Below are 25,512 nucleotides of genomic sequence, written 5' to 3'. Positions count from 1 at the left end.
TTTTCTTATTTTCCGTAGGGCTTTGAGCACGTACCATCGCATACCCGCCGGGGGCTAAGCTGTGGCCCGCTTGATTCAACCTTGAAAGGGATCGCCATGAAAAAGTTCGTTCTTGCAACCACCGCAGCTGCCCTCGTCCTGTCCGGCTGTGCCGGCGGAATGACCGACACCCAGCGCAACACCGGCATCGGTGCCGGCATCGGCGCACTCGGCGGCGCCGCCATCGGCTCGGCCACCGGCGGCAACCGCGGTGCCATCGGCACGGGCGCGGTGGTCGGCGCGGCAGCCGGCGCACTCGGCGGCTACCTGTGGTCGCAGCGCATGGAAAACCAGAAGCGCCAGATGGAAGCCGCCACGCAGGGCACCGGCGTGGCCGTGACGCAGACGGCCAACAACGAGCTCAAGCTCGCCATTCCGAGCGACGTGTCGTTCGACGTGGGCCGCTCCAACATCAAGTCGAACTTCGCGCCCGTGCTCGACCAGTTCGCCAACGGCCTGCGCAACAACCCGAACGCCGAGGTGCGCATCATTGGTCACACCGACAGCACCGGCTCCGACGCCATCAACAACCCGCTGTCGGTGGACCGCGCTGCCAGCACGCGCGACTACCTGGTGGCACGCGGCGTGAGCGCCGCGGCATTCCGCATCGAAGGCCGTGGCTCGCATGAGCCGGTGGCCGACAACAACAGCGACGCCGGCCGGGCACAGAACCGCCGCGTCGAGATCTACGTGGGCGAGCGCGCACAGCGCGGCTGATCGCCGCCCCACCGGGAAACCGGCCGCCCTATCGAACGGCCGGTTCCCGCTTCAGTTTTCATTGGTCCAAGCAGAGGGAAAATTCATGAGGAAGTTTGTTGTGTCTAGCGCGGCCCTGGCCGCTGTGTTGTTCATCGCGGGGTGCGCATCGTCGACCCCGCCGGCCGAAGCACCGGCCGCACAGCAGGCCGCACCGGCCAACAGCTGGACCGCCCGCCTGGACGCGCTGAAGGCCGAGCTCGAAAGCTCCACCAAGGGCACGGGCGTGGTGATCTCGCAGACCGCCGACAACCAGCTTCACGTCGTGATTCCGAATGAACTCTCGTTCGACACCGGCCGCGCCAACGTCAAGCGCAACCTCGCGCAGGTGCTGGACAAGGTCGCCGAAGGCCTGAAGAGCGCCACCACCGCCAGCCTGCGCGTGGTCGGCCACACCGACAGCACGGGCAGCGAGGAAGGCAACGAACGCCTCTCGGTGAGCCGCGCCGACAGCGTGCGCAACCACCTGGTGGGCCGTGGCGTGTCGACCACCGTGATCACCACCGACGGCCGCGGCTCGCGCGAGCCGCTGGCGGACAACGGCACGGCCGCCGGCCGCGCGCAGAACCGCCGCGTCGAAATCTTCGTCGCCGAGAAGATCTGAGCACCGGTGCTGCGCGCACCCCGCGCGGCACCGTGAGGAAATCCCGCATGAGGGCACGGCGCCGCCGGCCCTAACATCGCGCGGCCTGCACGCGGCGCGCGCACCGCGTGCCGGGCGGACACGAGAGGAAACTCCGATGAACGCCATCGCGCCGGCCCCATCGAGCGTCGCATCCCACATCGCATCCCGTTTCGCCCCGGACATCATCGCCGCGGGCACCGGTGCGCAACCCCAGTACCTCGTGACCGGCGGCGACCAGCTGTTCGCCGCCCGCTGGCAGCAGGACGCGTGCTGGCTGCCCTTCCACGGCGCGGCGCATCACGTGCTGGTGCTGCACGAGAACGGCAGCACGGCGGTGCGCAAGTACGAGCGCGGCAAGCTCGTCGCCTCGCGCTCGCGGCTGGGCAGCGTGAGCTTCATCCCCTGCGACGGCACCGAATGGGAGATCGGCGGGCGCTGCGGCGTGGTGCACCTGTACATCGGGCAGGCGCTGATCGCGCGTGTCGCCGCCGAGGAAGACCTCGGGCCGGCGGCGGAGATCGATCCCTTCTTCGCGATCCGCGACCCCTGGCTGCAAGGCTTCTTCCAGATGCTGGTGAGCGAGGTGGAGCTGTACGGCAACGTGCCCGCGAGCCCCGATTCGCTGCTGCTCTCGCAGAGCCAGCACCTGCTGGCGCATCACCTCGTGCGGCGCCACTGCGCACCGGGGCGCGGTGCGCTGCCGCGCGCGGAGGGCGCGCGGCGGCAGCCGGTCCTGACGCCGCGGCAGCTGCGCCGGGTGACCGAGCACATCGACGCGCACCTGGCCACGCCGCTGGGCCTGGCCGACCTGGCAGCGTTGGTGCACCTGTCGCAGGACCACTTCATCCGCAGCTTCAAGGCGGCCAGCGGCATGGCGCCCTACCAGTACCTGCTGCGCCGCCGCCTGGAAGGCGCCGCCGAACTGCTGCGCACCAGCGACCTGCCCATCGAGGCCGTGGCCCAACGCATGGGCTTTGGCAGCCCCGCCTACTTCTCGACGCGCTTCCGTGCGTTCCTCGGCGTGGCGCCGAGTGCCTACCGCCGCATGCGCTGAACAGCACCGCAACTTGCGCAAAAGCGCGCCACTTTCGACATCCCGTGCTTCGTTCGGGCCAACAGGCCATGGCGTGGGAAGCCGCTCCTAGACTGGCTTGGCAGGCCGATCCGGCCGCGTCACCCACGGAGACACCATGACCCTGACCGCCCTGAAAGCCACGCCGCCCGCCAGCGCCGCCCACGCGCGCATCACGCTGCCGTACCCGCATTTCCAGAAGCTCGAAAGCTATCCATGGAAGCCGTGGGTCATGCCCGGCGTGGCCTACAAGCTGCTGAGCATCAACCGGCGCAGCGGCGGTTTCACCTGCCTGCTGAAGGTCGATCCCGGCACCGAGGCGCCGGTGCACCACCACCTGGGCGCCATCGAGGTGATCGTGCTCGAAGGCGACATCTACTACGAGCGCAACGACATCGGCCGCCCGGGCGACTACATGCACGAGCCCGCCGGCGACATCCACCAGCCGCGCTCCGACGGCGGCTGCGTGCTGTTCTGCGTGTTCGAGGGCGCGATTGCCGGGCTGGGCGAGGACGGCAACGTCGTCGGCATCGTCGACGGCCGCAGCATGCTGGAGATGGCCACGCGCGACGGCGCGGCGCAGCACGTGCACAGCTGAGGCCCGACCTGCGGTGCGGGCTAGAGGTCGCGCAGGCGGTTGGCGAGTTCCACCGCCGACTTCACTTCCATCTTCTCGAACACGCGCGCCCGGTGGACCTCCACCGTGCGCACGCTGATCGCGAGCTGGTCGGCGATGAGCTTGTTCGGCAGGCCCTCGACCACGAGGCGCATCACGTCGCGCTCGCGGTCGGTCAGCTCGGCGATGCGGTCGGCCAGGCCGCGGCGCACGCGCTGCACCTCGAGCGCGCGCTGCGACATGCCCAGCGCCTGCTCGATGCGGTCGACCAGCGCGTTGTCCGAGAACGGCTTCTCGCAGAAGTCGAAGGCCCCGCGCTTGACCGCCTCGACGGCGGTGGGCACGTCGGCATGGCCGGTCAGGAAGATCACCGGCATCTCGGCCAGCAGGCCGCGTTCGGCCAGCCGGTCGAACAGCACCAGCCCGCTCATGCCGGGCATGCGCACGTCCAGCAGCAGGCAGCGCGGCTGGTCGGGCAGCGGTGCCTCGTCCAGGTACTGCTCGAAGGCCTCGGCGCTGCCGAAGTGCTCGCTGGCCAGGCGGCGCGAGCGCAGCAGCCAGGCCAGCGCCTCGCGCACGCTGGCGTCGTCGTCCACGATAAAGATCAAGCCATCGATCAGCGGTTGCATGCCATGAGGTCCAGCGGAACAGAGAAAACGAAGAAGGAGAAAAAGGCGGCTATCCCGCAGCCGGGAGCGTAAACCTGAAGACGGTGCCCCGGGGGCGGTTGGGCTCGAACATCAGCGCGCCGCCGTGCTGCTCCACCACGGTGCGGCACAGGCTCAGGCCCAGGCCCATGCCGTCGGGGCGCGTGGTGAAGAAGGGCGTGAACAGGCGCGCCGCCACCTCCTCGCTGATGCCGCAGCCCAGGTCGGCCACGGAGAACTCGAGCCAGCGCCGGCCGTCGGCCGGCACGGTGGCGCCCACCGGCAGCGCGCGCGCCACGCGCAGGCGCAGCACGCGGCTGCCGGGCGCGTGGTCGGCGCCGTCCATGGCCTGCATGGCGTTGCGCGCCAGGTTCAGCAGCACCTGCTCGACCAGCGTGCGGTCGCACACCACGGCGGGCAGGCGCTCTTCGCACACGATCTCGATCGTCACGTCGAGCTTGCGCGCCTGCAGCCGCACCAGCGGCAGCACGGCGTCGATCAGCGCCTGCGGCGCCACGGCCTCGCGCATGCGGTCGCGCCGGCGCACGAAGTCGTGCACGCTGCGGATCACCTGGCCCGCGCGGTCGGCCTGCTCGGCGATGCGCTTCACGGCCATGGCCACCTCGGCCTGCTCGCCGCGCGCCTCGGGCCCGATCAGGTTGAGCGAGCCGGTGGCATAGCTGGCGATGGCGGCCAGCGGCTGGGTGAGCTCGTGGCTCAGCAGCGAGGCCATCTCGCCCACGGTGGCCAGCCGCGCGCTGGCCTGCAGGCGCTCCTGGCTGGCGCGCGAGAGTTCCTCGACGCGGCGCTGCTCGCTCACGTCGATGAAGGCGCTCATCCAGCCGGTCTGCACCTTGTGCGCGTTGATCAGCGGCGCCTCGAAGATGAGCACCGGAAAGCGCGTGCCGTCCTTGCGCATGAAGACCGACTCGAAGCCCTCGCGCGGCGGCAGGCCGCCCGCGAAGCGGCGCGTCTGGCGCAGGTGGTATTCGTGCGCCAGCTCGGTCGGCCAGTAGGGCGCCTCGACGCTGTCGGCCATGAGCTCTTCGGGCGTGAAGCCGACCATTTCGCAGAAGGCCGGGTTGACGTAGGTGATGCGCCCCTGCAGGTCGCGCGCGCGCAAGCCGGTGATGACCGAGTCTTCCATCGCCTTGCGAAAGGCCAGCGCGTCGGCCAGGTCGCGCTCGGCGCGCAGGCGGCGGCGGGTGTCGCGCGCCAGCAGCACGAGCACCGACACGAGCGCGATCGAGATCGCCGTGACCAGCGCCGTGAGCATGTTCGGGAACAGGTCGGGCGCGGCGCGCCAGCCGTCCACGCGCAGCATGAGCGAGGCGCCCGGCAGGTCGATGCGCTGCTGCGAGGTGAACACGCGCGTGCCGATGCGCCGCGAGGTGCCCAGCGCCACCAGCCGCGTGCCGTCGGCCTCGGTGAAGGCGACCTCCTGGCCGCGCGTGAGCGTGGGGCCGACCAGCTCGACCAGCGTGTCGCGCAGCGAATAGCTGGCCACCAGGTAGTCGCCGGCGTCCATCGGCAGGCACAGCTCCATCACCTCGACGCCGCCGCCGCCGGCCACGGGCACGTAGTGGCTGGGCGAGTAGGCGGGCGCACCGGCCTTGCGCGCGGTGGCGCAGGCCTGCGCCACGTCGGACTGCGCGGGGCCGCGGTTGCTCTCCTCGAGGATGCGCGTGCGGTAGGGCGTGTTCACGGCCTCGATGGGTTGCAGCTGCGCGTCGCGCCATTCGAGCCGCAGCCATTCGCGGTGCTCGCGCAGCTGCGCCGCCGCGCGGTCGGCCCAGTGCGTGCGCTCCATGCCCGGCGCGAGCGTGGCGCGCAGGCTCTGGGCATTGCGCTGCAGGCCGCTGCGCAGGTCGACGACGGCGTCGGCGGTGTCGCGCTCCAGCGCGGCCTGCACCTGCTCGACCTCGTGCCGACCGGCCAGCCACACGACGGTGACCAGCAGCGCCGACACCAGCACCGCCAGCAGCAGCCACAGAAACCAGCGCTTCCACAGCGAGCGCAGGCGCGCGAAGGCGACGCCCCATCCCCGGCGCTGCGGCTGCTGTTGCGGCGGCGGCGGTGCAGGAACGTCGAGCGCCTCGTCGGCCATCGTCAGGCGAGCACGCGGTGCGACAGCGCGGGCAGCTGGGCGCGCGTGCGCTCGACCTGCCGGGCGTCGAGGTCGAACAGCACCACGCCCTCTTCGGCGGCCTGCTGCGCCACCACCGTGCCCCAGGGGTCGATGACCAGCGACTGGCCCCAGGTCTGGCGGCCGTTCTCGTGCGTGCCGCCCTGCGCGGGCGCGACCACCCAGGCCAGGTTCTCGATGGCGCGCGCGCGCAGCAGCACCTCCCAGTGCGCGGCGCCGGTCGTGCGCGTGAAGGCGCTGGGCACCAGCAGCAGGTCGGCGCCCTGCCCTGCCAGCGCGCGGTACAGCTCGGGAAAGCGCAGGTCGTAGCAGACGCTCATGCCGATGCGCCAGGCGTGGCCGTCGCGCGAGGGCAGCTCGAACACCACGGGCTCGGCACCCGGTGCGATCACGCGGCGTTCGTCGTAGCGCTCGGTGCCGTTGTCGAAGAAGAACAGGTGGATCTTGTCGTAGCGCGCCACGCACTTTCCTTCGGGCGAGAAGGCCAGCGAGCTGTTGAAGACGTGGTCGGCGTCGTCGCTCTCGATGGGCAGCGTGCCGCCCACGATCCACAGGCCGAACTCGCGCGCCGCGTCGGCCAGGAAGCCCTGCACCGTGCCGGCGCCCGCGGTTTCGCGCAGGCCTAGCTTGTCGGTGTCGCGCGCGCCCATCATGCAGAAATACTCGGGCAGCACCGCGAGCTCGGCGCCGTCGCGCGCCGCCTGCCCGAGCAGCGCGTGGGCGCGCACGAGGTTGGCTTCGCGGGCGATGGCGGACACCATCTGGATGGCTGCGACTTTCATTGCGTGGTCTCCGTTTTCTTGCCTTCGCTGGCGCCCGTGGATGTCGATGCGCCCGGCAGGCCGGGCAGCAGCTGCAGCGAGCGCGGCACCTTGGCGATCTTGGGGTCGGCCCAGGTGCCTTCGACGTGGAACTCCTGCGTGGCGGCCGCCGCGAGCGGCTTGCTCAGCACCCACTGCGCGAGGAAGGTGCCCAGGCCGATGGCCGGGTTGATGGCGGTGGCCACCAGCGCGGCCGTGCCGGCGTTGATCTCGGGCACCACCACCACGCGCAGGTTCTGCGTCTCGCGCACGATGTCGGCCGAGCCGTCCATGAGCGCGGCGGCGTTCACGCCCTTCATCTGCAGGTTGTTGGTGCTGGCGATGCCCTTGTTGATCTTCGCGTCGCCGCGGATGAAGTCGAAGGCGAAGCCCTGGCTGAACACGTCGCGGAAATCGAGCGTGAGCCGGCGCGGCAGCGCCTGCAGGCTCAGCACGCCCAGCAGCTTGGCCAGGCCCGGGTCGGCCTTGAGGAACTGGCCCTGCTCCACGTCGACCTGCAGCTGACCGCCCAGGCTGGGGTAGTCGAGCGAGAACGGCGAGCCGCGCCAGTTCACCTCGCCCTCGAGCCGCCCCTTGCCGCGGCGCAGCACGCCGGGCATGCCGAAGCGCGTGAGCAGGTCGCCGGCGTCGGCGATGTCGAGCTTGAAGTTCATGGCCGTGGTGCGGCGCTGGCCGGCGCTTGCGCCGCCGCCCGCCGGCGCGGCCCAGGTGCCCTTGGCGGTGAAGGTGGCCTCGGGCACGCTGAAGGCGAGCTTGTTGAGCAGCCACTCGCGCCCGCCGCGGTTGACGGCGTCGATCTCGGCGCGGCCCAGGCGCTTGCCGAGCAGCTCGAAGTCGTCGACCACGATGTCCAGCGCCGGCAGGGTGCCGGGTTGCTCGTCGAGCAGGGTCTCGACCTGCGTGGCCTCGGCCGGTGCGATCTTCAGGCGCGCGAGCCGCGCATAGAGCCGGCCGGCCTGGCTGTGGCTGTACTCGGCGTAGCCGCTCAGCTCGGAGGCGTCGACGTTGGCGCGCCACAGCGCGCCTTCGCGCGTGCCGCCGAGCACCACGTTGTGCAGGGTGCGCCCCGCGATGCCCAGCTGCTGCGCGCGCACCGCGATGCGCGTGGGCAGGTAGGCCAGGTCGGGATCGTCGGCGCGCTCGCCGCCGCCGACCACCGCGGCGGTGCCCACCAGCGTCTGCCAGGCGCCCATGTCGAGCTTGGCGACGTTGACGTTGGCGAACACGCCGCGGTCGGGCGGCAGCGCCGTCTCGCCGGGCGCCAGCCCGATGCCGATGCCGCCGCGCAGCACGTGCGCCTGGCCGTTGGCCGACAGCTCGCGCACGTACTGCACCGAGCCGACGCGGCCGAGCTCGAGCGTCAGCTGGTCCTGCGTGGCGCGGCGGGCGTCGCGCGCCAGCACCTTCTTCTCGATGCGCAGCGGCATCAGCTCTTCGGCCGTCTTGACCAGCGGCGTGGGCAGCTGCAGCGCCAGCCCCTGCAGGCTGCTGGTGAGCGAGAACTCGGGCGTGTCGTCGCGCATCGAGAAGGTGGCGGCGTAGGGCGTGCTGCCGGTGGCGTGCTTGGCCAGGCGCGCGAGCCAGTCGACCTCGCGCGCGCCGCGCAGGCCTTCGGCGCTGGCCGTGCCCTGCGCCTTCAGCGCAAGTTCGCGCTGCGGCCCGCTGAAGCGGCCCTTGCCTTCGACGCGCACCTCGCCGCCCAGCAAGCGGGCCTGCACGCCGGCCAGCGAGAAGCCGGTGTCGGTGAAGTTGAGCGTGCCGCGCGCCTGCGTGAACGGCGGCGCCTCGGGCACCACCTGCAGCTCGTTGTCGGCCAGCGTCACGGTGGCCTGCACCTTGGTGTTGTCGACGTTTTCCAGCGGCAGGTCGAGGCGCAGCTTGTAGTCGGCCGAGCCCGTGGCGCGCGCGCGCTGCAGGAAGGGCCCGGCCTCGCCGGCCAGCGGCGCGCCGGCGCGCAGCACCTCGCCCAGCGGGCCCTTGGCCTGCGCGTCGACGCGCAGCAGCGCGGCGTGGTGCGACATGTCGGCGATCTGCGCCTCGGCCTTCGTGACCTCGACGCCGGGCGCCCCGGCAATGCGCCCGCGCGCATTGCGCACCAGCATGCCTGCGCGCTCAAAGACCAGCTCGCCCGACACGCCGGTGAGCGCCGGCCACACGGGCGGCGGCGCGGCGGGCGGGCCGGTGCGCGACGCCGGGGTCGCGGGCGCGGCGGTGGCGGCCGCGAGCGAGGGCGGCACGTAGGCGTAGTGCACGTCCGACACCTTGGCCGCGATGCGGAACTCGCCCTGCTTCGGGTCCATGAAGGGCATGTCGTGCAGGTCGCCGCGCACGCGGAAATCGACCGTGCTGGCGGTGCCCTTGACGACCGACTCGCGCACGTAGTCGCGCGTGTGCTGCGGAATGTCGAGCGGCAGGTAGCGGAACACGCGGGTGCCGTCGGCGCGCGTGAGCTTGCCCTGCAGGTCGAGCACGCCGGGGTGCTGCGCGCGGCTGCTCGAGGTGGCCGGGTCGCTGGTGCGCCAGTGGGCCTCGGCCTCGCCCTCGGCGTCGGCGTTGGCGAAGCGCAGCTTCGACACCTGCACCTGCATGGCGCCGTTGTCGAGCTTCCACTGCAGCTGGGTCGAGAGCCGGTCGATGGGGATCACCGGGTCTTCGAACACGCCGGGGAACTCGAGCGTGCCCTTGGCCATGGCCAGCGTGGCGGTGCCGCCGGTGTGGCTGGCGTCGAAGTCGAGCGTGGCGCCGCTCAGGCCTGGGGTGCCGGGGTGCACGCGCGGCGGCGCGGCGGGGGCGCCGGCCGGTGCCGGGGTGCTTTGGGCGGTGGCGGCAGGCGCCGGCTGCGAGGCCACGCGCAGGCCGCTGACCCGGCCCTTGGCCTGGTAGCGCGCGATCGCGTCGGGCGCGCCCTGCCAGTTCATGTCGATGCGCTCGACCAGCCCGCGCGGCGCGTAGGCGCCCAGCACGCGGTGCGTGGCCTCGCCCAGCGGCAGCCGGTCGGCGATGAGCGCCAGCGCCGCAAGATCAAGCCGGTCGGCCTTCAGCGCGCCGTGCTCGGGCGTGCGGCCCTTGGCCGGCGTGTGCTGCAGCCACAGGTTGCCGCCCGGCCAGCGCAGGCCGTCGACGGTGTCGAACTGCAAGGCGGTGGTCGAGAACTCGAAGGTGTCCGCGTTCATCTGTCCCGCCAGCCGGCCGGTGACGGCGCGCAGCACCAGCGGCTGCAGCCCCTTGCCGAGCGAGGCGTCGATGCGGTTCAGGCCCAGGTCGGCCGCGCCGCCGACGATGCGCCCGTCGTCCACGTCGGCCCACAGGCGCAGCGCGCCGTTGCCTTCGCGGATGCGCGCGTCGAGCGAAACGTACTGGCCCAGGCGCGTGACGTCGATGTAGGGCAGGTCGGCATAGAGCTGGCCGTCCCACGTCTGCCAGTGGCCGCTGCGGATCGACAGCAGCGGCTGGCGGAACTGGCCGCGCAGCGTGAAACGCTCGCCCCAGCCGGCCGGCGGCGTGGCGTCCAGCCGCAGGCCGTGGCGGCGCGCGCCGTTGCGGGACACGAAGCGCACGTCGGTCAGCAGCAGCGGTTCGGCGCGGCGCTGCTCGTCGGTCCAGCGCACGGTGCCGCCTTCGATGACGAACTCGCGCTGCGCGAAAAACCAGTCGGCGGCGCGGGTTTCTCCGGTCGTGTCGGTCTCCATGTGCAATCCAGCCACATGGAGTTTTCCCTGAGTGTCGCGGCGCACGTCGAGTTGCGGACCCTCGATATAGAGCTGCTCGAAGTTCAGGCGCCACAGCGACCGCGGCGACACGCTCGCCACCACCCGCACGAGGCGAAGGGCCTCGCGCTGGTCTGCGTCCTGCAGCACCACGTCGCGCAATTCGAAGGCCGGAAATAGCCCTTCGGAACGGGCGGTGATGGCGCCGATGCGCACCGGGACACCGATGGCCTTGCTAGCCTGCGCCTCGAGTGCACCGCGAAAATCGCCGATTCGCGGCACAATCCACGCGTGCAGGACCACGACTGACAGTGCCAGCAGAAGCCACGCAGCGAAGAGCAGACCCAATAGCCAGCGCGCTGTCACAGCGGTGATTTGGAGCAGACGTGAAGGGGAAGACGCCGTGTCGTTCATTGAGGATCGCGCTGTGTCGGGAATTATGACCGCCAGCCTTGAGCCGGGTTCCGCGCCAACCCACACCAGTGTGAATCAGTTGCCATCCAATCCGACGCCTTCCGCGTTTTCTTCCAGTTCCCGATTCGTCCAGCGGCTGCGCCGCCGCTATGCGGCCGAGCTCGAATTCCTGCCGCCCGGCGAGCCCCGGCGCGAATCGATGACCGTCGCCTACGACGCCCTGCGCGCACGCGGCGTGGCCGTGGGCGATGCATTGCGCATCGTGCGCCAGCTCACGATGGAACGTCTGGTCACACTCGACTGCGACCAGCAGGCCCCGCTCGCGGTGGTGACCACCGCCGTGACCGAGCTGGCCGAACTGGCCCTGGACATCGCCTGCCAGGACGCCTGCCATGAACTCGACGCCCAGCACGGCGCGCCGCTCGGCCCCGAAGGCCAGCGCTCGCAGCTGTGGGTGATCGGCATGGGCAAGCTCGGCGCGCGCGAGCTCAATGTGTCCAGCGACATCGACCTCATCTACCTGTACGACGTCGACGGCGACACGGCCGGCGACGCCGACGGGCGCGGCAAGCTGTCGAACCAGGAGTACTTCGCGCGGGCCGTGAAGCGCATCTATGCGCTGGTGGGCGACGTGACCGAGCACGGCTTCGTGTTCCGCGTCGACCTGGCGCTGCGGCCCAACGGCAACTCGGGGCCGAGCGTGGTCTCGCTCGACGCACTCGAAGAGTATTTCCAGGTGCAGGGCCGCGAATGGGAGCGCTTTGCCTGGATGAAGAGCCGCGTGGTCGCGCCGCGCGCCGTGGTGCTCGACGGCCAGGCCCAGGCGCTGCGCAACGTGGTGCTGCCCTTCGTGTTCCGCCGCTACCTCGACTACAGCGTGTTCGACTCGCTGCGCATCCTGCACCGCCAGATCCGCGAGCAGTCGGCGCGCCGCAGCGCCGGACGCCCCGAGCGCGCCAACGACGTGAAGCTGTCGCGCGGCGGCATCCGCGAAATCGAATTCACCGTGCAGCTGCTGCAGGTGGTGCGCGGCGGCCAGTTCCCCGAACTGCGCACGCGCCCCACGCTCGACGCGCTGCAGCGGCTGGCGCGCGCCAACCTCATGCCGCAGGACACGGCCGACACGCTGGCCGCGGCCTACGAGTTCCTGCGCCGCGTGGAGCACCGCATCCAGTACCTGGACGACCAGCAGACGCACGTGCTGCCGGTCAACGACGACGACCTGCGCTGGATCGCGCAGTCGATGGGCTACGCCGACTGCTGCCCCTTCCTCGAACAGCTCGACACGCACCGCGAATTCGTGGCCCAGGAGTTCGACAAGCTGCTGGGCGGCGAGAAACCCTGCAACGGCAAGTGCAACGGCAAGAAGGCCGCCGCGCCCGCCGACCTGGTCGACCTGCTCGACGACCTGCCGCCTGTGTTCGCCGAGCGCATCCGCGACTGGTGCGAAACGCCGCGCGTGCTCGCCCTGCGCGAGGAAACCCGGGGCCGCCTGCGCCAGCTGGTGCAACGCACCGGCCAGTGGCTGAAGGAGCCCGACGGCGAGGGCGCGGGACAGACGCCGCGCCACGTCGATGCCGCCATGCGCTGGGCCGACTGGATCGAGCCGCTGATGCGCCGCGAGAGCTACCTGGCGCTGCTGGTCGAACGGCCTGCCGTGCAGGAGCGCCTGCTGCGCCTGCTGGGCGCCGCGAAATGGCCCGCGCGCTACCTCATGCAGCATCCGGGCGTGATCGACGAACTCGCGAGCGACGAGATGCTCTCGGGCCGCTTCATCGCCGAGGAATTCGAGCGCGAACTCGAAGCGCGCCACACCTCGCTCACCCGCACCGGCGAGGCCGACGAAGAGCGCCTCTTGAACCTGCTGCGCCACGCCCACCACGCCGAGGTGTTCCGCACGCTGGCGCGCGACGTGGACGGCCGCATCACCGTCGAGCAGGTGGCCGACGACCTGAGCGCGCTGGCAGACACCACGCTGCGCGTGACCGCCCGCTGGTGCTGGCCGCACGTGCGCAACCGGCACCGCGAGGTGCCGCAGTTCGCGATCATCGGCTACGGGAAACTGGGCGGCAAAGAGCTGGGCTACGGCAGCGACCTGGACATCGTGTTCGTCTACGACGATGACGACGAGCGCGCCGGCGAGGTCTATGCGGCCTACGTGCGCAAGCTCATCAACTGGCTCACGGTGAAGACGCGCGAGGGCGACCTGTTCGAGATCGACACCGCGCTGCGCCCCAACGGCAACTCGGGCCTGCTCACCACCAGCTTCGAGGCCTACGAAAAGTACCAGCTCGGTCGCGGCAGCAACACCGCATGGACCTGGGAGCACCAGGCCATGACGCGCGCGCGCTTCGTGCTCGGCAGCGCCGACCACGGCGCCGAACTGGGCGCGCGCTTCGACCAGGTGCGCGAAGCCGTGCTGGTGGCGCCGCGCGACCGCGAGGCGCTGAAGGCCGAGATCATCGGCATGCGCAACAAGCTGCGCGGTGCGCGTCCCGTGAAGGCCGACCGCTTCGATGTGAAGCACAGCCCCGGCGGCATGGTCGATGCCGAGTTCGCGGTGCAGTTCCTGGTGCTGTCGGCCTCGGGCGCGCACCCCGAGCTGATTCCCAACCTGGGCAACATCGCGCTGCTGCTGCGTGCCGAGCAAGCCGGCCTGCTGCCCGAAGGCGTGGGACGCGACGCCGCCACCGCTTACCGCGAGCTGCGCCGCGTGCAGCACACCGCGCGCCTGAACGAAGAGCCCACGCAGGTCACGCCGCCTGCCCTGAGCGCCGAGCGCGACGCCATGCTGGCGCTGTGGAAGGCGGTCTTTGGCTGACGGCGCCCTCGCTTCCCGCGCGCTGACGGCCTGCGCCCTGGCCGCCGCGCTCGTGCTGGTCGGCTGCGCCAGCGGACCGCGCAGCAGTGGCGGCGGCGTCGCCAGTGGCCGCGACGGCCCCGGCAGCAACATCCCGTCGGACCTCGACCGCGTGCCCGATGCCGAACCCCGCATCGAGCCCATCCGCAGCAGCGGCGGCACCAGCAAGCCCTACACGGTGCTGGGCCGCGGCTACCAGCCGATCACCGACGACCGGCCGTTCCGCGAATCGGGCATCGCCTCGTGGTACGGGCGCAAGTTCCATGCGGCCTCCACCGCCAGCGGCGAACCCTACGACATGTACGCCATGACGGCCGCGCACAAGACGCTGCCGCTGCCGAGCTATGTGCGCGTGCGCAACCCGGCCAACGGGCGCGAGGTGATCGTGCGCGTGAACGACCGCGGCCCCTTCGTGGACGGCCGCGTGATCGACCTGAGCTACACGGCGGCGCTGAAGCTCGACCTGCTGCGCGGCGTGGCGCCGGTGGAGATCGAGCGCATCACCAACGACGACATCCGCACCGGCGCCTGGCGCCGCGATGCGGGCACGGCCTATGCTGCGGCGCCTGCGCCCGCCCCTGCGCCCGTCCGGGTGGCGGCGGCGCCGGTGGCCGTGCCGTCGGCCTGGGTCGCGCCGGTCGCGATGACGGCCACGGCAGCCCCCGTGGCAACGATGCCCGTGGCGCCGCAGACGCCGGTGATGGCCGCGGCACCGTCGGAACCCGAGGCCCCGGCCGGCCCGCGCGAGGCGATGGTGGTGACCGACCTTGCGCCGCTGGCCCCGCTCGCCGCACCTGCCACGTCATCGGCGCCATCGACGCCCTCTTCCGCTGCCGCCGGCTTCTGGGTGCAGCTCGGCGCGTTCCGCGAACGCGACGGCGCCGAGACCCTGAGAAGCCAGGCCGCACGCGGCCTGCCCACGCTGGCACCGCAGTTGCGCGTGTTCAGCGAAGCCGGCACGCACCGCCTGCAGGCCGGGCCGTTCCCGTCACGCAATGCCGCGGGCGAGGCCGTCACGCAGTTGCGCGACAACCTGCGCATCGCGCCGATGGTGGTCGAGCGGCGCTGAGGCTCAGGGCATCGCCTTGGCCACGACCTGCGAACGCAGGCCCACGCCGAGGCGGTTCCAGGCGTTGATCTGCGCCACGGCGAGAGAGAGCTCGACGATTTCCTGGTCGCTGAACACGGCCTTCAGGGCTTCGAACTCGGCATCGCGATCGGCGTGGTGGTCGGCCAGGCGCGTGAGCGTTTCGGCCCAGTCCAGCGCGGCCCGCTCGCGTTCGTTGAACAGACTCACTTCGCGCCAGGTGGCCAGGCTGTTGATGCGCTGCCAGTCTTCGCCCTGCACGCGCAGGTCGCGCACGTGCATGTCCAGGCAGTAGGCGCAGCCGTTGATCTGCGAGACGCGGGCAAACACGAGGTCGATCAGCACCTTGCCGAGCGTGCTCGACTCGAAGCTGCCGTTGACGGCGATCATGGCCTGGAAGGACTTGGGGGCGAACTTGGTCCAGGCGAGACGGAGGGCGGGGGCTTGGCTCATGGGATGTACTCCAGGGTGGTTGAAGGAAGAAAAGCGAAATCTGCTTGCTACACCCTGAAGACGCGCCAGCCACCGGCCCTGTGACAGGTTGCCCGAATTTTTTCTTCAGGCGCCCCGTTTGGCCGCGAACAGCTGGGCGATGCGCGCCAGCTTGTCGGGGTTGCGCTGGGCGCGGATGCGCACGATGCGCTCGCCCTCGATCTCGAAGGTCTGGGCCGATTCGAGTTCGCCGTCCAGAAAACGCAGCATGCCAAGCTCGCCGTTGAGCTCGACCAGCTCCATGTGCACGCCGGCGCCCATGCGGCGCCAGAGCGAGAAGTACAGCTGCGCCAGCCGCTGGCTGCCGCGCAGGATCTTGCTGAAGGTCTGCACCTTGCCCCCGCCGTCGCCGATGAGTTCGACGTCTTCGGCCATCAGCGCCTTCAGGTCCTGCATGCTGCCGCGCGCGGCGGCGTCGGCAAAGGCGCGCAGCAGGCGCTGGTGGGTGTCGCGCGAGACCTGGAAACGCGGGCGGGCCTCCTGCACCTGGGTCTTGGCGCGGTGCACCAGCTGGCGGCAGGCGGCCTCGCTCTTGCCGAGGGTCTGGGCGATCTCGTCGTAGTCGGCGTCGAACACCTCACGCATGAGGAAGGCGGCGCGCGCCTCGGGCGCCAGCCGCTCGAGCACGGCCAGGAAGGCGACGGAGATGTTGTCGACGCGCTCGAGCGTTTCTTCGGGCGTGTCGGGCGACCCGGTGAGCGTGGGCTCGGGCATCCACGGGCCGATGTAGTGCTCGCGCTGGACCTTGGCGCTGCGCAGCCGGTCGATCGACAGGCGCGTGACGACGGTCACGAGCCAGGCTTCGGCGCTGTCGAAACTGGCCTTGTCGGCCTCGTGCCAGCGCAGCCAGGCGTCCTGCACCACCTCTTCGGCCTCGGCGACGGAGCCGAGCATGCGGTAGGCGATGCCCTGGAGGCGGCGGCGGTGGCTGTCGAAGGTGAGGGTCGGGTCGTCCATGCCCGATTAGACGTTTGACGTCGCCGCGTTGTGACAGCCGGCGGCCAAAAAAATCGCCCCGGCATGCGGGGCGATTTCATCGAACTCTTGGGGCGGCTCAGGCGCCCTGGTATTCGGGCTTGGGGCCCAGCGTGGCCGAGACTTCCTTGCGGTAGCGGTTCAGCTCCTGCACGGTCTTGAAGCTGCGGTTCATCAGCAGGCTCAGGTTGTGCAGGATGCGCTCGCCGACCTTGGTTTCCCAGCCGGCGTCGAACTTGATCTGCTTGTCCAGCCAGTGCTCGAGCCAGTCGGGGTCGGGCATGCGGCTCTGGATGGTGTCGTTCGGGAACAGCGCCTTGTTCACGTGCAGGTTGGTCGGGTGCAGCGCCTGGGCCGTGCGGCGCGCGCTGGCCATGAGCACGCCCACCTTGGTGAAGGCGGCGCGGGCTTCGTCGCCGAACTTTTCCATGGCGCGCTTCATGTAGCGCAGGTAGGCGCCGCCGTGGCGGGCTTCGTCCTGGCTCAGCGTGGTGTAGATGTGCTTGATGACCGGCTCGGTGTGCCACTGGGCGGCACGGCGGTACCAGTGGTTCAGGCGGATCTCGCCGCAGAAGTGCAGCATGAGGGTTTCGAGCGGGGGCGCGGGGTCGAAGTCGAAGCGCACCTCGTGCAGTTCCTGCTCGGTGGGTGCGTGCTGCGGGCTGAAGCGCTTCAGGTACTCCATGAGCACCAGCGAGTGCTTCTGCTCTTCGAAGAACCAGATCGACATGAACGCCGAAAAGTCGCTATCGTGGCGGTTGTCGCGCAGGAACATCTCGGTGGCCGGCAGCGCCGACCACTCGGTGATGGCATTCATCTTGATGGTCTGCGCCTGCTCTTCAGTCAGCAAGGAAGCGTCGAACGACTGCCAGGGGATGTCCTTGTCCATGTCCCAGCGGACGGATTCGAGTTGTCTGAAGAGTTCCGGGTAGAGCATCAAAGTCTTTCAATGGCCGCCGATTTTAGTCGGGCCGTTTGGCGCGCCCGTGACAGACGCGCGATGATGTGCTTGCGCGCGCGCCCGCGCCATAGATGCACACCCCCCTTTTCGATCCAGGAGCCCGTCATGCGAACCCCCGCCCGATTGTCGATGCTGCGACGTTGCGCCACGGCCTTTTCCCTCGTGGCGGGCCTGTCCGCCGCCCTGTCGGCGGGTGCGCAGACGGCCCCCGCAGCCCCTGCCGCGCCCGCGGTGGGCGGCGCCACCGGGTGCCCGGCGATCCTGCAGCACAGCTTCCCGCGGCTGCAGGATGAAAAGCCCCAGAACCTGTGCCAGTACTCCGGAAAAGTGGTCCTGGTGGTCAACACGGCCAGTTTTTGCGGCTTCACCCCGCAGTACAAGGGGCTGGAGGCGCTGGACATGAAGTACCGCGCCCGCGGCCTGGTGGTGCTGGGCTTCCCGTCGAACGATTTCTCCCAGGAATCGGGCTCCAACAAGGAAATCGCCGACTTCTGCGAAAGCACCTTCGGCGTGAAATTCCCGATGTTCGCCAAGTCGTCGGTGCGCGGCACCGACGCCAACCCGCTGTTCAAGCAACTAGCGCAGGCCTCGGGCACGACGCCGAAATGGAACTTCTACAAGTACCTGATCGGGCGCGACGGCAAGGTGGTGCAGGCGTGGTCGAGCATGACGGCGCCCGACGAGAACGGCTTCATCCAGGTGATCGAGAAACAGCTCGGCCCCAGCGGCGACTGACCGGCCCTGCAATGTGAACTTTGAGTCACAAACGTTTACCACTCGAACGGGAACCGTGCGGCGGAGCCGCGCTCATACTTGAGCGTGGGCGGCCAAGGCCCACAGGTTTTCATGTTGCGAGGTCTTCCGGGCGCCTGCCGTCCGGTTGAAATCCCGAGGCGATTCTTCTCCTCCTCCCTCCCTCCCTCCTTCGTGTCGGGGCGCCTCGCAGCATTTTTGTCTTCCCGCCGAAAGCGGGGCCCGCGATGACGCAGCGCCCCCTCGGCCTTCCCGCATACGGTGGCCCGAACGGCCCCAAGAAAAAAGCGCCCCACGGGGCGCTTTGTCATTTCAGGGCTGGGTGTCGATGAAGCTCGGCCGCAGCATGAGCTTGTCGTACAACTTGGCCAGGTTGGCGTGGTCGCCGCGCCAGTCGATCTCGGGAAAACGCAGCCCCAGCCAGCCCAGCGCGCAGCCGACCGCGATGTCGGACAGGCTCAGGTGGATGCCGCTGCAGAAGGGCTTGTCGCCCAGGCCCTTGGCCATGGCGGCCACGCCGGCCTGGACCTTGGCGCGCTGGCGCTCGATCCAGGCGGCGCTGCGCTCGGCGTCGGCGCGGCCGGTCCAGGTGGCTTCGAGGCGCCACAGCACGCCGGCGTCCATGACGCCGTCGGCCAGCGCTTCCCAGGTCTTGACCTCGGCGCGCTCGCGGCTTTGCTGCGGAATGAGCTTGCCCACGGGCGACAGGGTGTCGATGTATTCGACGATGACGCGCGAGTCGAACATCGCCTCGCCGCCTTCCATGATCAGGCACGGCACCTTGCCCAGCGGGTTCGAATGGGCGATCGTGGTGTCTGCGGACCAGACGTCTTCGATCACGAACTGGTAGTCGAGCCGCTTTTCGGCCAGCACCACGCGCACCTTGCGCACATACGGGCTGGCGGCGGATCCGATCAGTTTCATGAAGGCTCTCTCCCCATCGCTTGTTAACGTTTGTTCGCAGGCATTTTAGGTGAAGGGAAAAAGACGGCGCCCGAATTCCCCCGCGGCGCGGCCACCCGGCGGCCGCCTAAAATTCGGGCATGAGCTTTTCCACCGTCTCCGCCCTCTCCCCCCTTGACGGCCGCTATGCGGCCAAACTCGCGGCCTTGCGCCCGCTGATGAGCGAACAGGGCTATATGCACCGTCGCGTGCAGGTGGAGGTGGCCTGGTTCATCGCGCTGTCCGACTGCGGCTTTGCCGAGTTCAAGCCCCTCACGGGCGGCGCCCGCAAGTACCTGATGGGGCTGGTGTCGCACTTTTCCGAGGCCGACGCGCTGGCCATCAAGGACATCGAGAAGACCACCAACCACGACGTGAAGGCCGTCGAATACTGGATCAAGTCGAAGTTCGAGGCCCGGCCCGAGCTGCTGGCCGCCGCCGAGTTCGTGCACTTCGCCTGCACCAGCGAAGACATCAACAACACCAGCCACGCCCTGCAGATCCAGGCCGCGCGCGACACCGTGGTGCTGCCGGCCATCGACGGCCTGATCGCCAAGCTGCGCGAGATGGCGCACCAGTTCGCCGACGTGTCGATGCTCTCGCGCACGCACGGCCAGACCGCCAGCCCGACCACCGTGGGCAAGGAAATCGCCAACGTGGCGGTGCGCCTGACCAAGGCCCGCGCGCAAATCGCCGCCGTGCAACTGCTCGGCAAGATGAATGGCGCGGTCGGCAACTACAACGCCCACCTGGCCGCCTGGCCCGAGTTCGACTGGGAAGCCTTCAGCCGCAAGGTCGTCGAGACGCCCGCGCCGCTGGGCCTGGGCCTGAGCTTCCAGCCGTACAGCATCCAGATCGAGCCGCACGACTACATGGCCGAGCTGTTCGACGCCGTGGCGCGCGTCAACACGATCCTGGTCGACTTCTCGCGCGACATCTGGGGCTACGTGAGCCTGGGCTACTTCAAGCAGCGCCTGAAGAAGGGCGAGATCGGCTCGTCGACCATGCCGCACAAGGTCAACCCGATCGACTTCGAGAACGCCGAGGGCAACCTGGGCCTGGCCAACGCGGTGCTGCGCCACCTGAGCGAGAAGCTGCCCATCAGCCGCTGGCAGCGCGACCTGACCGACAGCACGGTGCTGCGCAACATCGGCGTGGCCTTCGGCTACGCCACGCTGGCCTACGCGAGCCTGGCCACCGGCCTGGGCAAGCTCGAGATCAACCAGGAAGCGCTGGCCGACGACCTCGAGGCCTCGTGGGAAGTGCTGGCCGAGCCGATCCAGACCGTGATGCGCCGCTTCGGCGTGCAGGGCGCCTACGAGCAGCTCAAGGAAGTCACGCGCGGCAAGACCGTGACGGCCGAGGCGCTGCACGGGCTGATCCGCTCGTTGGCCATTCCCGAGGAAGAGAAGACCCGCCTCCTGGCCATGACGCCCGCCAGCTACACCGGCAAGGCGGCCGAGCTGGCCCGTAGAATTTAGGCTTCCCCCGCGACGATCCGCCGGCCCGTGCCGCCCACGGCCGGCGCGCCTCGTTCGCCCATCGATACCTCCCAGCCAACGTGCCCTGTGCAGGGCACGCCAGCCGACAACCCTGACGGGACACCTCGACGTCCCCGTTGTTCATGCGGCGCGCCCCACTGAGACGCCTCTGGCTCACGCTCCACCGATGGATCGGCCTCACGCTCGGGCCGCTGCTCGCCCTCACGGCGCTCCTGGGCGCTGTGCTGGTCGTAGCGCTGCCGCTCGACCGCGCGGCGCATCCTGAGCTCTTCGTCGCGCACAGCAACAGCAGTGCGGCCCCCGCGCCGCTGGAGCCCCTGCGCCAGCGCCTGCTCGCCGAGTTCGGCCCCGACACCAACCTCACGCTGCGCCCGCCGCGCCAGCCCGGCGACACGCTCTGGGTGCTGGTGCGCGGCCCGTGGGACGGCACGCTCTACCTCGACCCCGCCACCGGCGCCGAACAGGGCCGCCGCGGCACGCACGAAGGCGCCTACAACCTGCTGTTCGAGCTGCACAGCAGCCTGCTGCTGGAAGACACGGGCAAGGGCATCCTCGCCATCGCCGCGCTGGCGTACCTGTTCCTGCTGGTCACCGGCGTGGTGCTGTGGTGGCCGGCGCGCTGGCCGCCCTCGCTGCGCATCGTGCTGGACCGCGGCCTGCTGCGCGGGCTGTTCGACCTGCACCGCACCGGCGGCGCCGTGCTCGGACTGCTGATCGCGGTGTCGGTCTTCACCGGCGCCTACATGGCCTGGCGACCGCTGGGCGGCTTCATCTCGACCGCGCTCGGGCAGGTGCCCGCCAAGGCGCCGATCGTGCCCAAGGGCACCGCCACCGGCCCTCGCCTGCCGCTCGACGAGCTCGTCGCCCGCGCGCAGGCCGTGTTCCCCGGCCAGCCCATCGGCTACGTGCAGGTACCCGGCCGCGCGGACCGGCCGCTGCGCGTGCGCTTCCGGCTCGCCGACGACCCGCACCCGAACGGCATCGGCTCGGTGTGGGTGCATCCGGTCACGGGCGAGCTGCTCGGCGTGCGCCGCTGGCAGGACATGGACACCGGCAACGGCGCGGTGGTCGTGATCTATCCGCTGCACACCGGCGTGCTCGGCGGCGTGGTGCACCAGGCGGTCACCGCGCTGCTGGGCCTGGCGCTGGCCGGTCTCGGCCTGAGCGGCGTGTGGCTCTGGTGGCGCCGGCGTGCCGTGGCTGCGGCCGCGCGCAGCCAGGCACTGTCGCGCGGCGCGGCGCCCTGAACGACGCACACATCCCATCCCTTCATCCATCACAAATACATCGAGGAGGACTCCCTTGTTCCCGCACAAAAAAACCGCCATCGCCCTGGCCCTGCTGCCCCTGAGCCTGCACAGCTTCGCGGCCGACGCCGAGCCGTCGAAGTCGCTCGAGGCCATCACCGTCACCGGCGACTGGCTCGGCACGCCCACCGAGACCAAGGTGCTCGAGCACGCCGGCGCGCGCAGCATCGTCGAGCGCCAGCAGATCCAGGAAAGCGGCTCGGCCAGCGTGCGCGACGTGCTGCGTCAGGTGCCCGGCGTGCAGGTGCAGGAGAGCAACGGCACTGGCGGCAGCGACATCTCGCTCAACGTGGGCGTGCGCGGCCTGACCTCGCGGCTGTCGCCGCGCTCGACCGTGTTGCTGGACGGCGTGCCGCTGGCCTACGCGCCCTACGGCCAGCCGCAGCTGTCGCTGGCACCGGTGTCGCTGGGCAGCCTCGAAGCCGTCGACGTGGTGCGCGGCGCGGGCTCGGTGCGCTACGGCCCCCAGAACGTGGGCGGCATCATCAACTTCGTGACGCGCTCGATCCCCAAGCAGTTCGCGGGTGAAGTCGGCGTGGGCGTGGAGAGCGCCAGCCACGGCGGCGGCACCAAGAGCACGCCCAGCCTGTTCATCGGCGGCACCAACGAGAACGGCTTGGGGCTGGCACTGCTTTATTCGGGTACGCATGGGGACGGCTTTCGCCAGAGCAACGACAAGACCCGCATCGACGACCTGATGCTCAAGGGTGCCTACCGCCTCTCGAAGACCGACGACATCGCGATCTCGCTGCACCACTTCGAAGGCAAGGGGCGCATGCCCGGCGGCCTGACGACGGCGCAGTTCGCGGCCAACCCGTTCCAGTCGGACCGCCCCTACGACGAGTTCACGGGCCGCCGCACCGACGGCTCGCTCAAGTACACGCACAACGACGGCGTGAACAAGTTCGAGATGCTGACCTACTACACGGACTCGTACCGCAGCAGCTACCTCGAGCAGGAAGGCACGGGCGCCAACGCCAACCGCCGCCGCCTGACCACCGCGCCACGCAACTACAAGACCTACGCCTTCGAGCCGCGCTACTCGCGCCTGATCGACTCGGGCAGCGTGGTGCAGGAGATCAGCATCGGCGCGCGCTACCTGAAGGAAGAAGCCTCCGAAGTGGCCACGCGCAGCAGCTACTACCGGCCGGCGCCGGGCTTCGACGCCTACGCGCTCGCGCAGCCCGCGTACCAGACCAGCAAGGGCGGCACGACCGCGCACGCGTTCTACATCGACGACCGCATCGACTTCGGCAACTGGACGGTCACGCCCGGCGTGCGCTACGAGTCCTTCCGCTCGCACAACGACGTGTTCACGGTGACCAACAACCGCATCACCAACGCGATCTACCCGAAGATCGATTCCAACGAGGTGCTGCCCACGCTGTCGGTGCTCTACCGCATGAGCGAGCGCTGGTCGCTGTTCGCCAATGCCGGCGTGTCGTTCGGGCCGCAGCAGTACGCCCAGCTCGCGCAGTCGACCACCAGCCTGCACCCGGAGAAGGCCAAGACCTACGAGATCGGCACCAAGTACAAGGGCGAATCGTGGAGCGGCGAGCTGACGCTGTTCAACATCAACTTCGACAAGGAGCTGCAGCTGGCGCGCTCCATCACCGGCGACGTCGGCCAGTGGACCGACCTGGGAGCCACGCGCCACCGCGGGCTGGAGTCGGCGCTGCGCTACGACCTGGGCAGCCTGAGCGACGCGCTCAAGGGGCTGTCGGTGTCGGGCACCTACACGTACACGCAGGCCACCTCGAAGGCCGGCGCGTTCGCGGGGCGCGACCTGCCCTTCTACTCGCGCCATGTCGCGACGCTCGGCGCGCGCTACGAGCGCGGGCCGTGGACGCTCAACGCCGACCTCTACGCGCAATCCAAGCAGCGTTCGCCGGGCTCGCCGGACGACGGCGTCAGGTACATCACCGTGGAAGACCCGAGCGGGCGGCTGGGCGACATCCCGGGCTACGGCACGGTGAACCTGCGCGCCGCCTACGACTTCGGCCCGTCGCTGAGCCACTTGAAGCTGGCCGTGGGCGTGAAGAACCTGTTCGACCGCCGCTACTACAACCGTTCGGTCGACAACAACGGCGGCAAGTACGTGGGCCAGCCGCGCACGGTGTACCTGCAGGCGTCGCTGGCGTTCTGAGGCCGAAGGGGCGCGCGCATACACTCGCGCACCCATGGCTCTCAAATCCACCATCTTCAAGGCCACCCTCGCGGTGGCCGACATCGACCACGGCTACTACGCCGACCATGCGCTGACCCTGGCACGCCACCCCAGCGAGACCGACGAGCGGATGATGATCCGGCTGGTCGCGCTCGCGCTCAACGCGCACCAGCTGCAGGACATCTGCAACGGCGACGGCACGCTGGCCTTCGGCGCGGGCCTGTCGAACGTCGAGGAGCCCGACGTGTGGCTGCGCGACTTCACGGGCCAGACCAAGATCTGGATCGAGGTCGGCCAGCCGGAAGACAAGCCCATCATCAAGGCCTGCGGCAAGGCGGACGAGGTGATCGTCTACTGCTTCAACCACGCGGCCGAGATCTGGTGGCGCGGCATCGAGAGCAAGCTCACGCGGCCGCAGAACCTGAAGGTCTACCGCGTGCCGACCGAGGCCTCGCAGGCGCTCGCCAGGCTGGCGCAGCGCAGCATGCAGCTGCAGGCGACGATCCAGGAAAGCACGCTGACGCTGGGCGACGGCACCCACAGCATCGACGTCGAGCTGCTGCGCTGGAAGTAATGCGCCCGGGCGGCTAGGCCGCCGGCATCATCTCGCCGCACTGCCAGCACTGCTCGAAACCGCCTTCGACCTGCTCGCCGCACACGCACAGCCAGCTGCGTTGCGGGCGGTTCTGCAGTTCGTGCAACAGGCGCTTCGCGAGCTCGTACTGCGATTCGTCGTCGATCCAGATCTCGGGCAGGCACTGGTCGGGCGGCAGTTGGCCCATGACCGCGCCGAGGAATTCGCGCTGCACGGTGGCGGCCACGCCCTCCTCGCACAAGGCGTGCGCCCACACGGTCGCGATCGCGAGGTTGGGGGCTTGCGCGAGGCGGCGCATGGTCAGGGGGCCCAGTTTTTCTCGTCGTCCGGGTCGAACTCGGGCTCTGCAACGGCCGGCTCGGCTTCGCGCGCGCGCTCGGCATAGCGGTTGAAGCGCCAGGCCGAGTCTTCCATGGTGATGCGGCGCCAGGTGACGCGCTTCTCGACCGGCGTCATGGCCGGCCAGTACTGCACCTCGTCGAAGGTGCGCCCGCAGCCCTTGCACTCGTCGTCGCCCTGGCTGGTCGAGCAGATCGCGATGCAGGGCGTGTCGGGTGTGCTGTGGTACCAGTCGAGCCAGGCGGCCCAGGCCTTGGCGGGAAAGCCGACCTCGTCGACCTCGTCTTCGTGGTGGAAGACCATGAGCGCGTAGACCTCGGCCAGCGCGCGCAACTCGGGCGCCAGCGTGATGCCGTCGGGCGAGGGAGACTTCTCGCGCCAGTGGTTGATGGCGGCCTCGATGTCGGTGATGTGGATGGCGGCCATGGAGAGTGAAAAAACAGCGAGCGGCGATCATAGTCCCGCAATGTCCCGCTCCTTCCTAGGGCCATAGGCGCTCCCAAAAATGGAGCATCAAGTGCCCGCTGCATGCGCCCCTCCGGACATTTGCCCTCGAATGTAAAGAAAACTTTTGGTTGCCTCGGCGCGGTCTTCAATGCTCTAATCCCGCCCACGAAGGGGAGTAGCTCCCGATCGCTGTCCCCGGGCAGCGTGAATCGTCAGGTCGTCAATACGAAGCACAACACTTC

General features: G+C 69.9%; 21 protein-coding genes. 11 read left to right on the top strand and 10 right to left on the bottom strand.

The features are described 5' to 3' along the window. Positions 1-96 precede the first annotated feature (96 nt). The 4 genes from AC1RLW_RS21755 (at position 97) to AC1RLW_RS21740 (ending at position 3,090) form a co-directional block, all read left to right on the top strand. Positions 97-756, top strand: coding sequence for a YiaD family glycine zipper/OmpA-like lipoprotein (locus AC1RLW_RS21755; RefSeq protein ID WP_062480790.1), 660 nt, complete (start codon positions 97-99; stop codon positions 754-756). Between the two features lie 85 nt (positions 757-841). After that, a complete protein-coding gene (locus AC1RLW_RS21750) occupies positions 842-1,399 on the top strand; it encodes an OmpA family protein (RefSeq protein ID WP_062480792.1) in 558 nt (185 codons plus the stop codon). Positions 1,400-1,535: 136 nt separating this feature from the next. Beyond that, complete coding sequence (locus tag AC1RLW_RS21745; protein WP_493195013.1) at positions 1,536-2,474, top strand: helix-turn-helix domain-containing protein; 939 nt, start codon at positions 1,536-1,538, stop codon at positions 2,472-2,474. A 136-nt stretch (positions 2,475-2,610) separates the two neighbouring features. Continuing rightward, positions 2,611-3,090 carry a 2,4'-dihydroxyacetophenone dioxygenase family protein gene (locus AC1RLW_RS21740; RefSeq protein ID WP_159274136.1) on the top strand — a complete coding sequence of 160 codons (480 nt, stop codon included), beginning with the start codon at positions 2,611-2,613 and terminating at the stop codon, positions 3,088-3,090. A gap of 20 nt (positions 3,091-3,110) precedes the next feature. Here AC1RLW_RS21740 and AC1RLW_RS21735 read toward each other — a convergent pair whose 3' ends face one another. The 4 genes from AC1RLW_RS21735 to AC1RLW_RS21720 are packed head-to-tail and all read right to left on the bottom strand — an operon-like array spanning position 3,111 to position 10,843. Further along, positions 3,111-3,737 (bottom strand): response regulator transcription factor, encoded by a 627-nt coding sequence (locus AC1RLW_RS21735; RefSeq protein ID WP_062480799.1) that lies wholly within the window; start codon positions 3,735-3,737, stop codon positions 3,111-3,113. A 49-nt stretch (positions 3,738-3,786) separates the two neighbouring features. Further along, positions 3,787-5,862 carry a sensor histidine kinase gene (locus tag AC1RLW_RS21730; RefSeq protein ID WP_493195012.1) on the bottom strand — a complete coding sequence of 692 codons (2,076 nt, stop codon included), beginning with the start codon at positions 5,860-5,862 and terminating at the stop codon, positions 3,787-3,789. Between the two features lie 2 nt (positions 5,863-5,864). Beyond that, complete coding sequence (locus tag AC1RLW_RS21725) at positions 5,865-6,683, bottom strand: carbon-nitrogen hydrolase family protein (protein WP_307695237.1); 819 nt, start codon at positions 6,681-6,683, stop codon at positions 5,865-5,867. Beyond that, positions 6,680-10,843 (bottom strand): YhdP family protein, encoded by a 4,164-nt coding sequence (locus AC1RLW_RS21720; protein ID WP_493195010.1) that lies wholly within the window; start codon positions 10,841-10,843, stop codon positions 6,680-6,682. Before AC1RLW_RS21720 ends, AC1RLW_RS21725 begins: the two co-directional genes overlap by 4 nt. Before the next feature lie 25 nt (positions 10,844-10,868). Between AC1RLW_RS21720 and glnE the strand changes: the two genes are divergently transcribed. Next, the gene (gene glnE, locus AC1RLW_RS21715) at positions 10,869-13,664 is read left to right on the top strand and encodes a bifunctional [glutamate--ammonia ligase]-adenylyl-L-tyrosine phosphorylase/[glutamate--ammonia-ligase] adenylyltransferase (protein WP_493195008.1); all 2,796 of its coding nucleotides are present in this window, start codon (positions 10,869-10,871) and stop codon (positions 13,662-13,664) included. Further along, positions 13,657-14,772, top strand: a complete 1,116-nt coding sequence (locus AC1RLW_RS21710) for a septal ring lytic transglycosylase RlpA family protein (RefSeq protein WP_493195007.1) — start codon at positions 13,657-13,659, stop codon at positions 14,770-14,772. Before glnE ends, AC1RLW_RS21710 begins: the two co-directional genes overlap by 8 nt. A gap of 3 nt (positions 14,773-14,775) precedes the next feature. Here the strand turns inward: AC1RLW_RS21710 and AC1RLW_RS21705 are convergent, their stop codons facing one another. The 3 genes from AC1RLW_RS21705 to AC1RLW_RS21695 form a co-directional block, all read right to left on the bottom strand. Further along, the gene (locus AC1RLW_RS21705) at positions 14,776-15,243 is read right to left on the bottom strand and encodes a carboxymuconolactone decarboxylase family protein (protein WP_062475252.1); all 468 of its coding nucleotides are present in this window, start codon (positions 15,241-15,243) and stop codon (positions 14,776-14,778) included. A gap of 105 nt (positions 15,244-15,348) precedes the next feature. Further along, positions 15,349-16,239 (bottom strand): RNA polymerase sigma-70 factor, encoded by an 891-nt coding sequence (locus AC1RLW_RS21700; RefSeq protein ID WP_493195006.1) that lies wholly within the window; start codon positions 16,237-16,239, stop codon positions 15,349-15,351. A 97-nt stretch (positions 16,240-16,336) separates the two neighbouring features. Beyond that, positions 16,337-17,194, bottom strand: coding sequence for a ferritin family protein (locus AC1RLW_RS21695; RefSeq protein WP_062475258.1), 858 nt, complete (start codon positions 17,192-17,194; stop codon positions 16,337-16,339). Positions 17,195-17,323: 129 nt separating this feature from the next. On the opposite strand from AC1RLW_RS21695, the gene AC1RLW_RS21690 reads away from it, so the two are divergent. Next, a complete protein-coding gene (locus AC1RLW_RS21690) occupies positions 17,324-17,953 on the top strand; it encodes a glutathione peroxidase (RefSeq protein WP_062475261.1) in 630 nt (209 codons plus the stop codon). A gap of 330 nt (positions 17,954-18,283) precedes the next feature. Here the strand turns inward: AC1RLW_RS21690 and AC1RLW_RS21685 are convergent, their stop codons facing one another. Then, entirely contained in the window at positions 18,284-18,895 is a 612-nt protein-coding gene (locus AC1RLW_RS21685; RefSeq protein ID WP_062475264.1) for a glutathione S-transferase N-terminal domain-containing protein, read from the bottom strand. Between the two features lie 119 nt (positions 18,896-19,014). On the opposite strand from AC1RLW_RS21685, the gene purB reads away from it, so the two are divergent. From purB to AC1RLW_RS21665, 4 genes are all read left to right on the top strand, one after another. Further along, the gene (gene purB, locus AC1RLW_RS21680) at positions 19,015-20,394 is read left to right on the top strand and encodes an adenylosuccinate lyase (RefSeq protein ID WP_095950454.1); all 1,380 of its coding nucleotides are present in this window, start codon (positions 19,015-19,017) and stop codon (positions 20,392-20,394) included. A gap of 143 nt (positions 20,395-20,537) precedes the next feature. Continuing rightward, positions 20,538-21,662: a PepSY-associated TM helix domain-containing protein gene (locus tag AC1RLW_RS21675; protein ID WP_493195003.1), complete on the top strand. Its 1,125-nt coding sequence runs from the start codon at positions 20,538-20,540 to the stop codon at positions 21,660-21,662. Between the two features lie 55 nt (positions 21,663-21,717). Next, positions 21,718-23,868: a TonB-dependent receptor family protein gene (locus tag AC1RLW_RS21670; protein ID WP_493195001.1), complete on the top strand. Its 2,151-nt coding sequence runs from the start codon at positions 21,718-21,720 to the stop codon at positions 23,866-23,868. A 34-nt stretch (positions 23,869-23,902) separates the two neighbouring features. Continuing rightward, positions 23,903-24,463 carry a YaeQ family protein gene (locus AC1RLW_RS21665; RefSeq protein WP_139705074.1) on the top strand — a complete coding sequence of 187 codons (561 nt, stop codon included), beginning with the start codon at positions 23,903-23,905 and terminating at the stop codon, positions 24,461-24,463. A 13-nt stretch (positions 24,464-24,476) separates the two neighbouring features. On the opposite strand, the gene AC1RLW_RS21660 is transcribed toward AC1RLW_RS21665, so the two are convergent. Further along, positions 24,477-24,782, bottom strand: a complete 306-nt coding sequence (locus AC1RLW_RS21660) for a putative signal transducing protein (RefSeq protein WP_095747296.1) — start codon at positions 24,780-24,782, stop codon at positions 24,477-24,479. Between the two features lie 2 nt (positions 24,783-24,784). Next, entirely contained in the window at positions 24,785-25,249 is a 465-nt protein-coding gene (locus AC1RLW_RS21655) for a DUF3717 domain-containing protein (protein ID WP_493194998.1), read from the bottom strand. Positions 25,250-25,512: the final 263 nt, after the last annotated feature.

It is taken from the genome of Variovorax sp. GW822-FHT04A09 (genome assembly GCF_058801005.1).
Note: the sequence above shows the minus strand (reverse complement) of the source record. Positions and strands in the feature narration are given on the sequence as shown.

Coding starts and splice junctions, on each gene's coding strand:
- AC1RLW_RS21755 (WP_062480790.1), top strand. CDS start 97: ATGAAAAAGTTCGTTCTTGCAACCACCGCAGCTGCCCTCGTCCTGTCC.
- AC1RLW_RS21750 (WP_062480792.1), top strand. CDS start 842: ATGAGGAAGTTTGTTGTGTCTAGCGCGGCCCTGGCCGCTGTGTTGTTC.
- AC1RLW_RS21745 (WP_493195013.1), top strand. CDS start 1,536: ATGAACGCCATCGCGCCGGCCCCATCGAGCGTCGCATCCCACATCGCA.
- AC1RLW_RS21740 (WP_159274136.1), top strand. CDS start 2,611: ATGACCCTGACCGCCCTGAAAGCCACGCCGCCCGCCAGCGCCGCCCAC.
- AC1RLW_RS21735 (WP_062480799.1), bottom strand. CDS start 3,737: ATGCAACCGCTGATCGATGGCTTGATCTTTATCGTGGACGACGACGCC.
- AC1RLW_RS21730 (WP_493195012.1), bottom strand. CDS start 5,862: ATGGCCGACGAGGCGCTCGACGTTCCTGCACCGCCGCCGCCGCAACAG.
- AC1RLW_RS21725 (WP_307695237.1), bottom strand. CDS start 6,683: ATGAAAGTCGCAGCCATCCAGATGGTGTCCGCCATCGCCCGCGAAGCC.
- AC1RLW_RS21720 (WP_493195010.1), bottom strand. CDS start 10,843: ATGAACGACACGGCGTCTTCCCCTTCACGTCTGCTCCAAATCACCGCT.
- glnE (WP_493195008.1), top strand. CDS start 10,869: ATGACCGCCAGCCTTGAGCCGGGTTCCGCGCCAACCCACACCAGTGTG.
- AC1RLW_RS21705 (WP_062475252.1), bottom strand. CDS start 15,243: ATGAGCCAAGCCCCCGCCCTCCGTCTCGCCTGGACCAAGTTCGCCCCC.
- AC1RLW_RS21700 (WP_493195006.1), bottom strand. CDS start 16,239: ATGGACGACCCGACCCTCACCTTCGACAGCCACCGCCGCCGCCTCCAG.
- AC1RLW_RS21695 (WP_062475258.1), bottom strand. CDS start 17,194: ATGCTCTACCCGGAACTCTTCAGACAACTCGAATCCGTCCGCTGGGAC.
- AC1RLW_RS21690 (WP_062475261.1), top strand. CDS start 17,324: ATGCGAACCCCCGCCCGATTGTCGATGCTGCGACGTTGCGCCACGGCC.
- AC1RLW_RS21685 (WP_062475264.1), bottom strand. CDS start 18,895: ATGAAACTGATCGGATCCGCCGCCAGCCCGTATGTGCGCAAGGTGCGC.
- purB (WP_095950454.1), top strand. CDS start 19,015: ATGAGCTTTTCCACCGTCTCCGCCCTCTCCCCCCTTGACGGCCGCTAT.
- AC1RLW_RS21675 (WP_493195003.1), top strand. CDS start 20,538: ATGCGGCGCGCCCCACTGAGACGCCTCTGGCTCACGCTCCACCGATGG.
- AC1RLW_RS21665 (WP_139705074.1), top strand. CDS start 23,903: ATGGCTCTCAAATCCACCATCTTCAAGGCCACCCTCGCGGTGGCCGAC.
- AC1RLW_RS21660 (WP_095747296.1), bottom strand. CDS start 24,782: ATGCGCCGCCTCGCGCAAGCCCCCAACCTCGCGATCGCGACCGTGTGG.
- AC1RLW_RS21655 (WP_493194998.1), bottom strand. CDS start 25,249: ATGGCCGCCATCCACATCACCGACATCGAGGCCGCCATCAACCACTGG.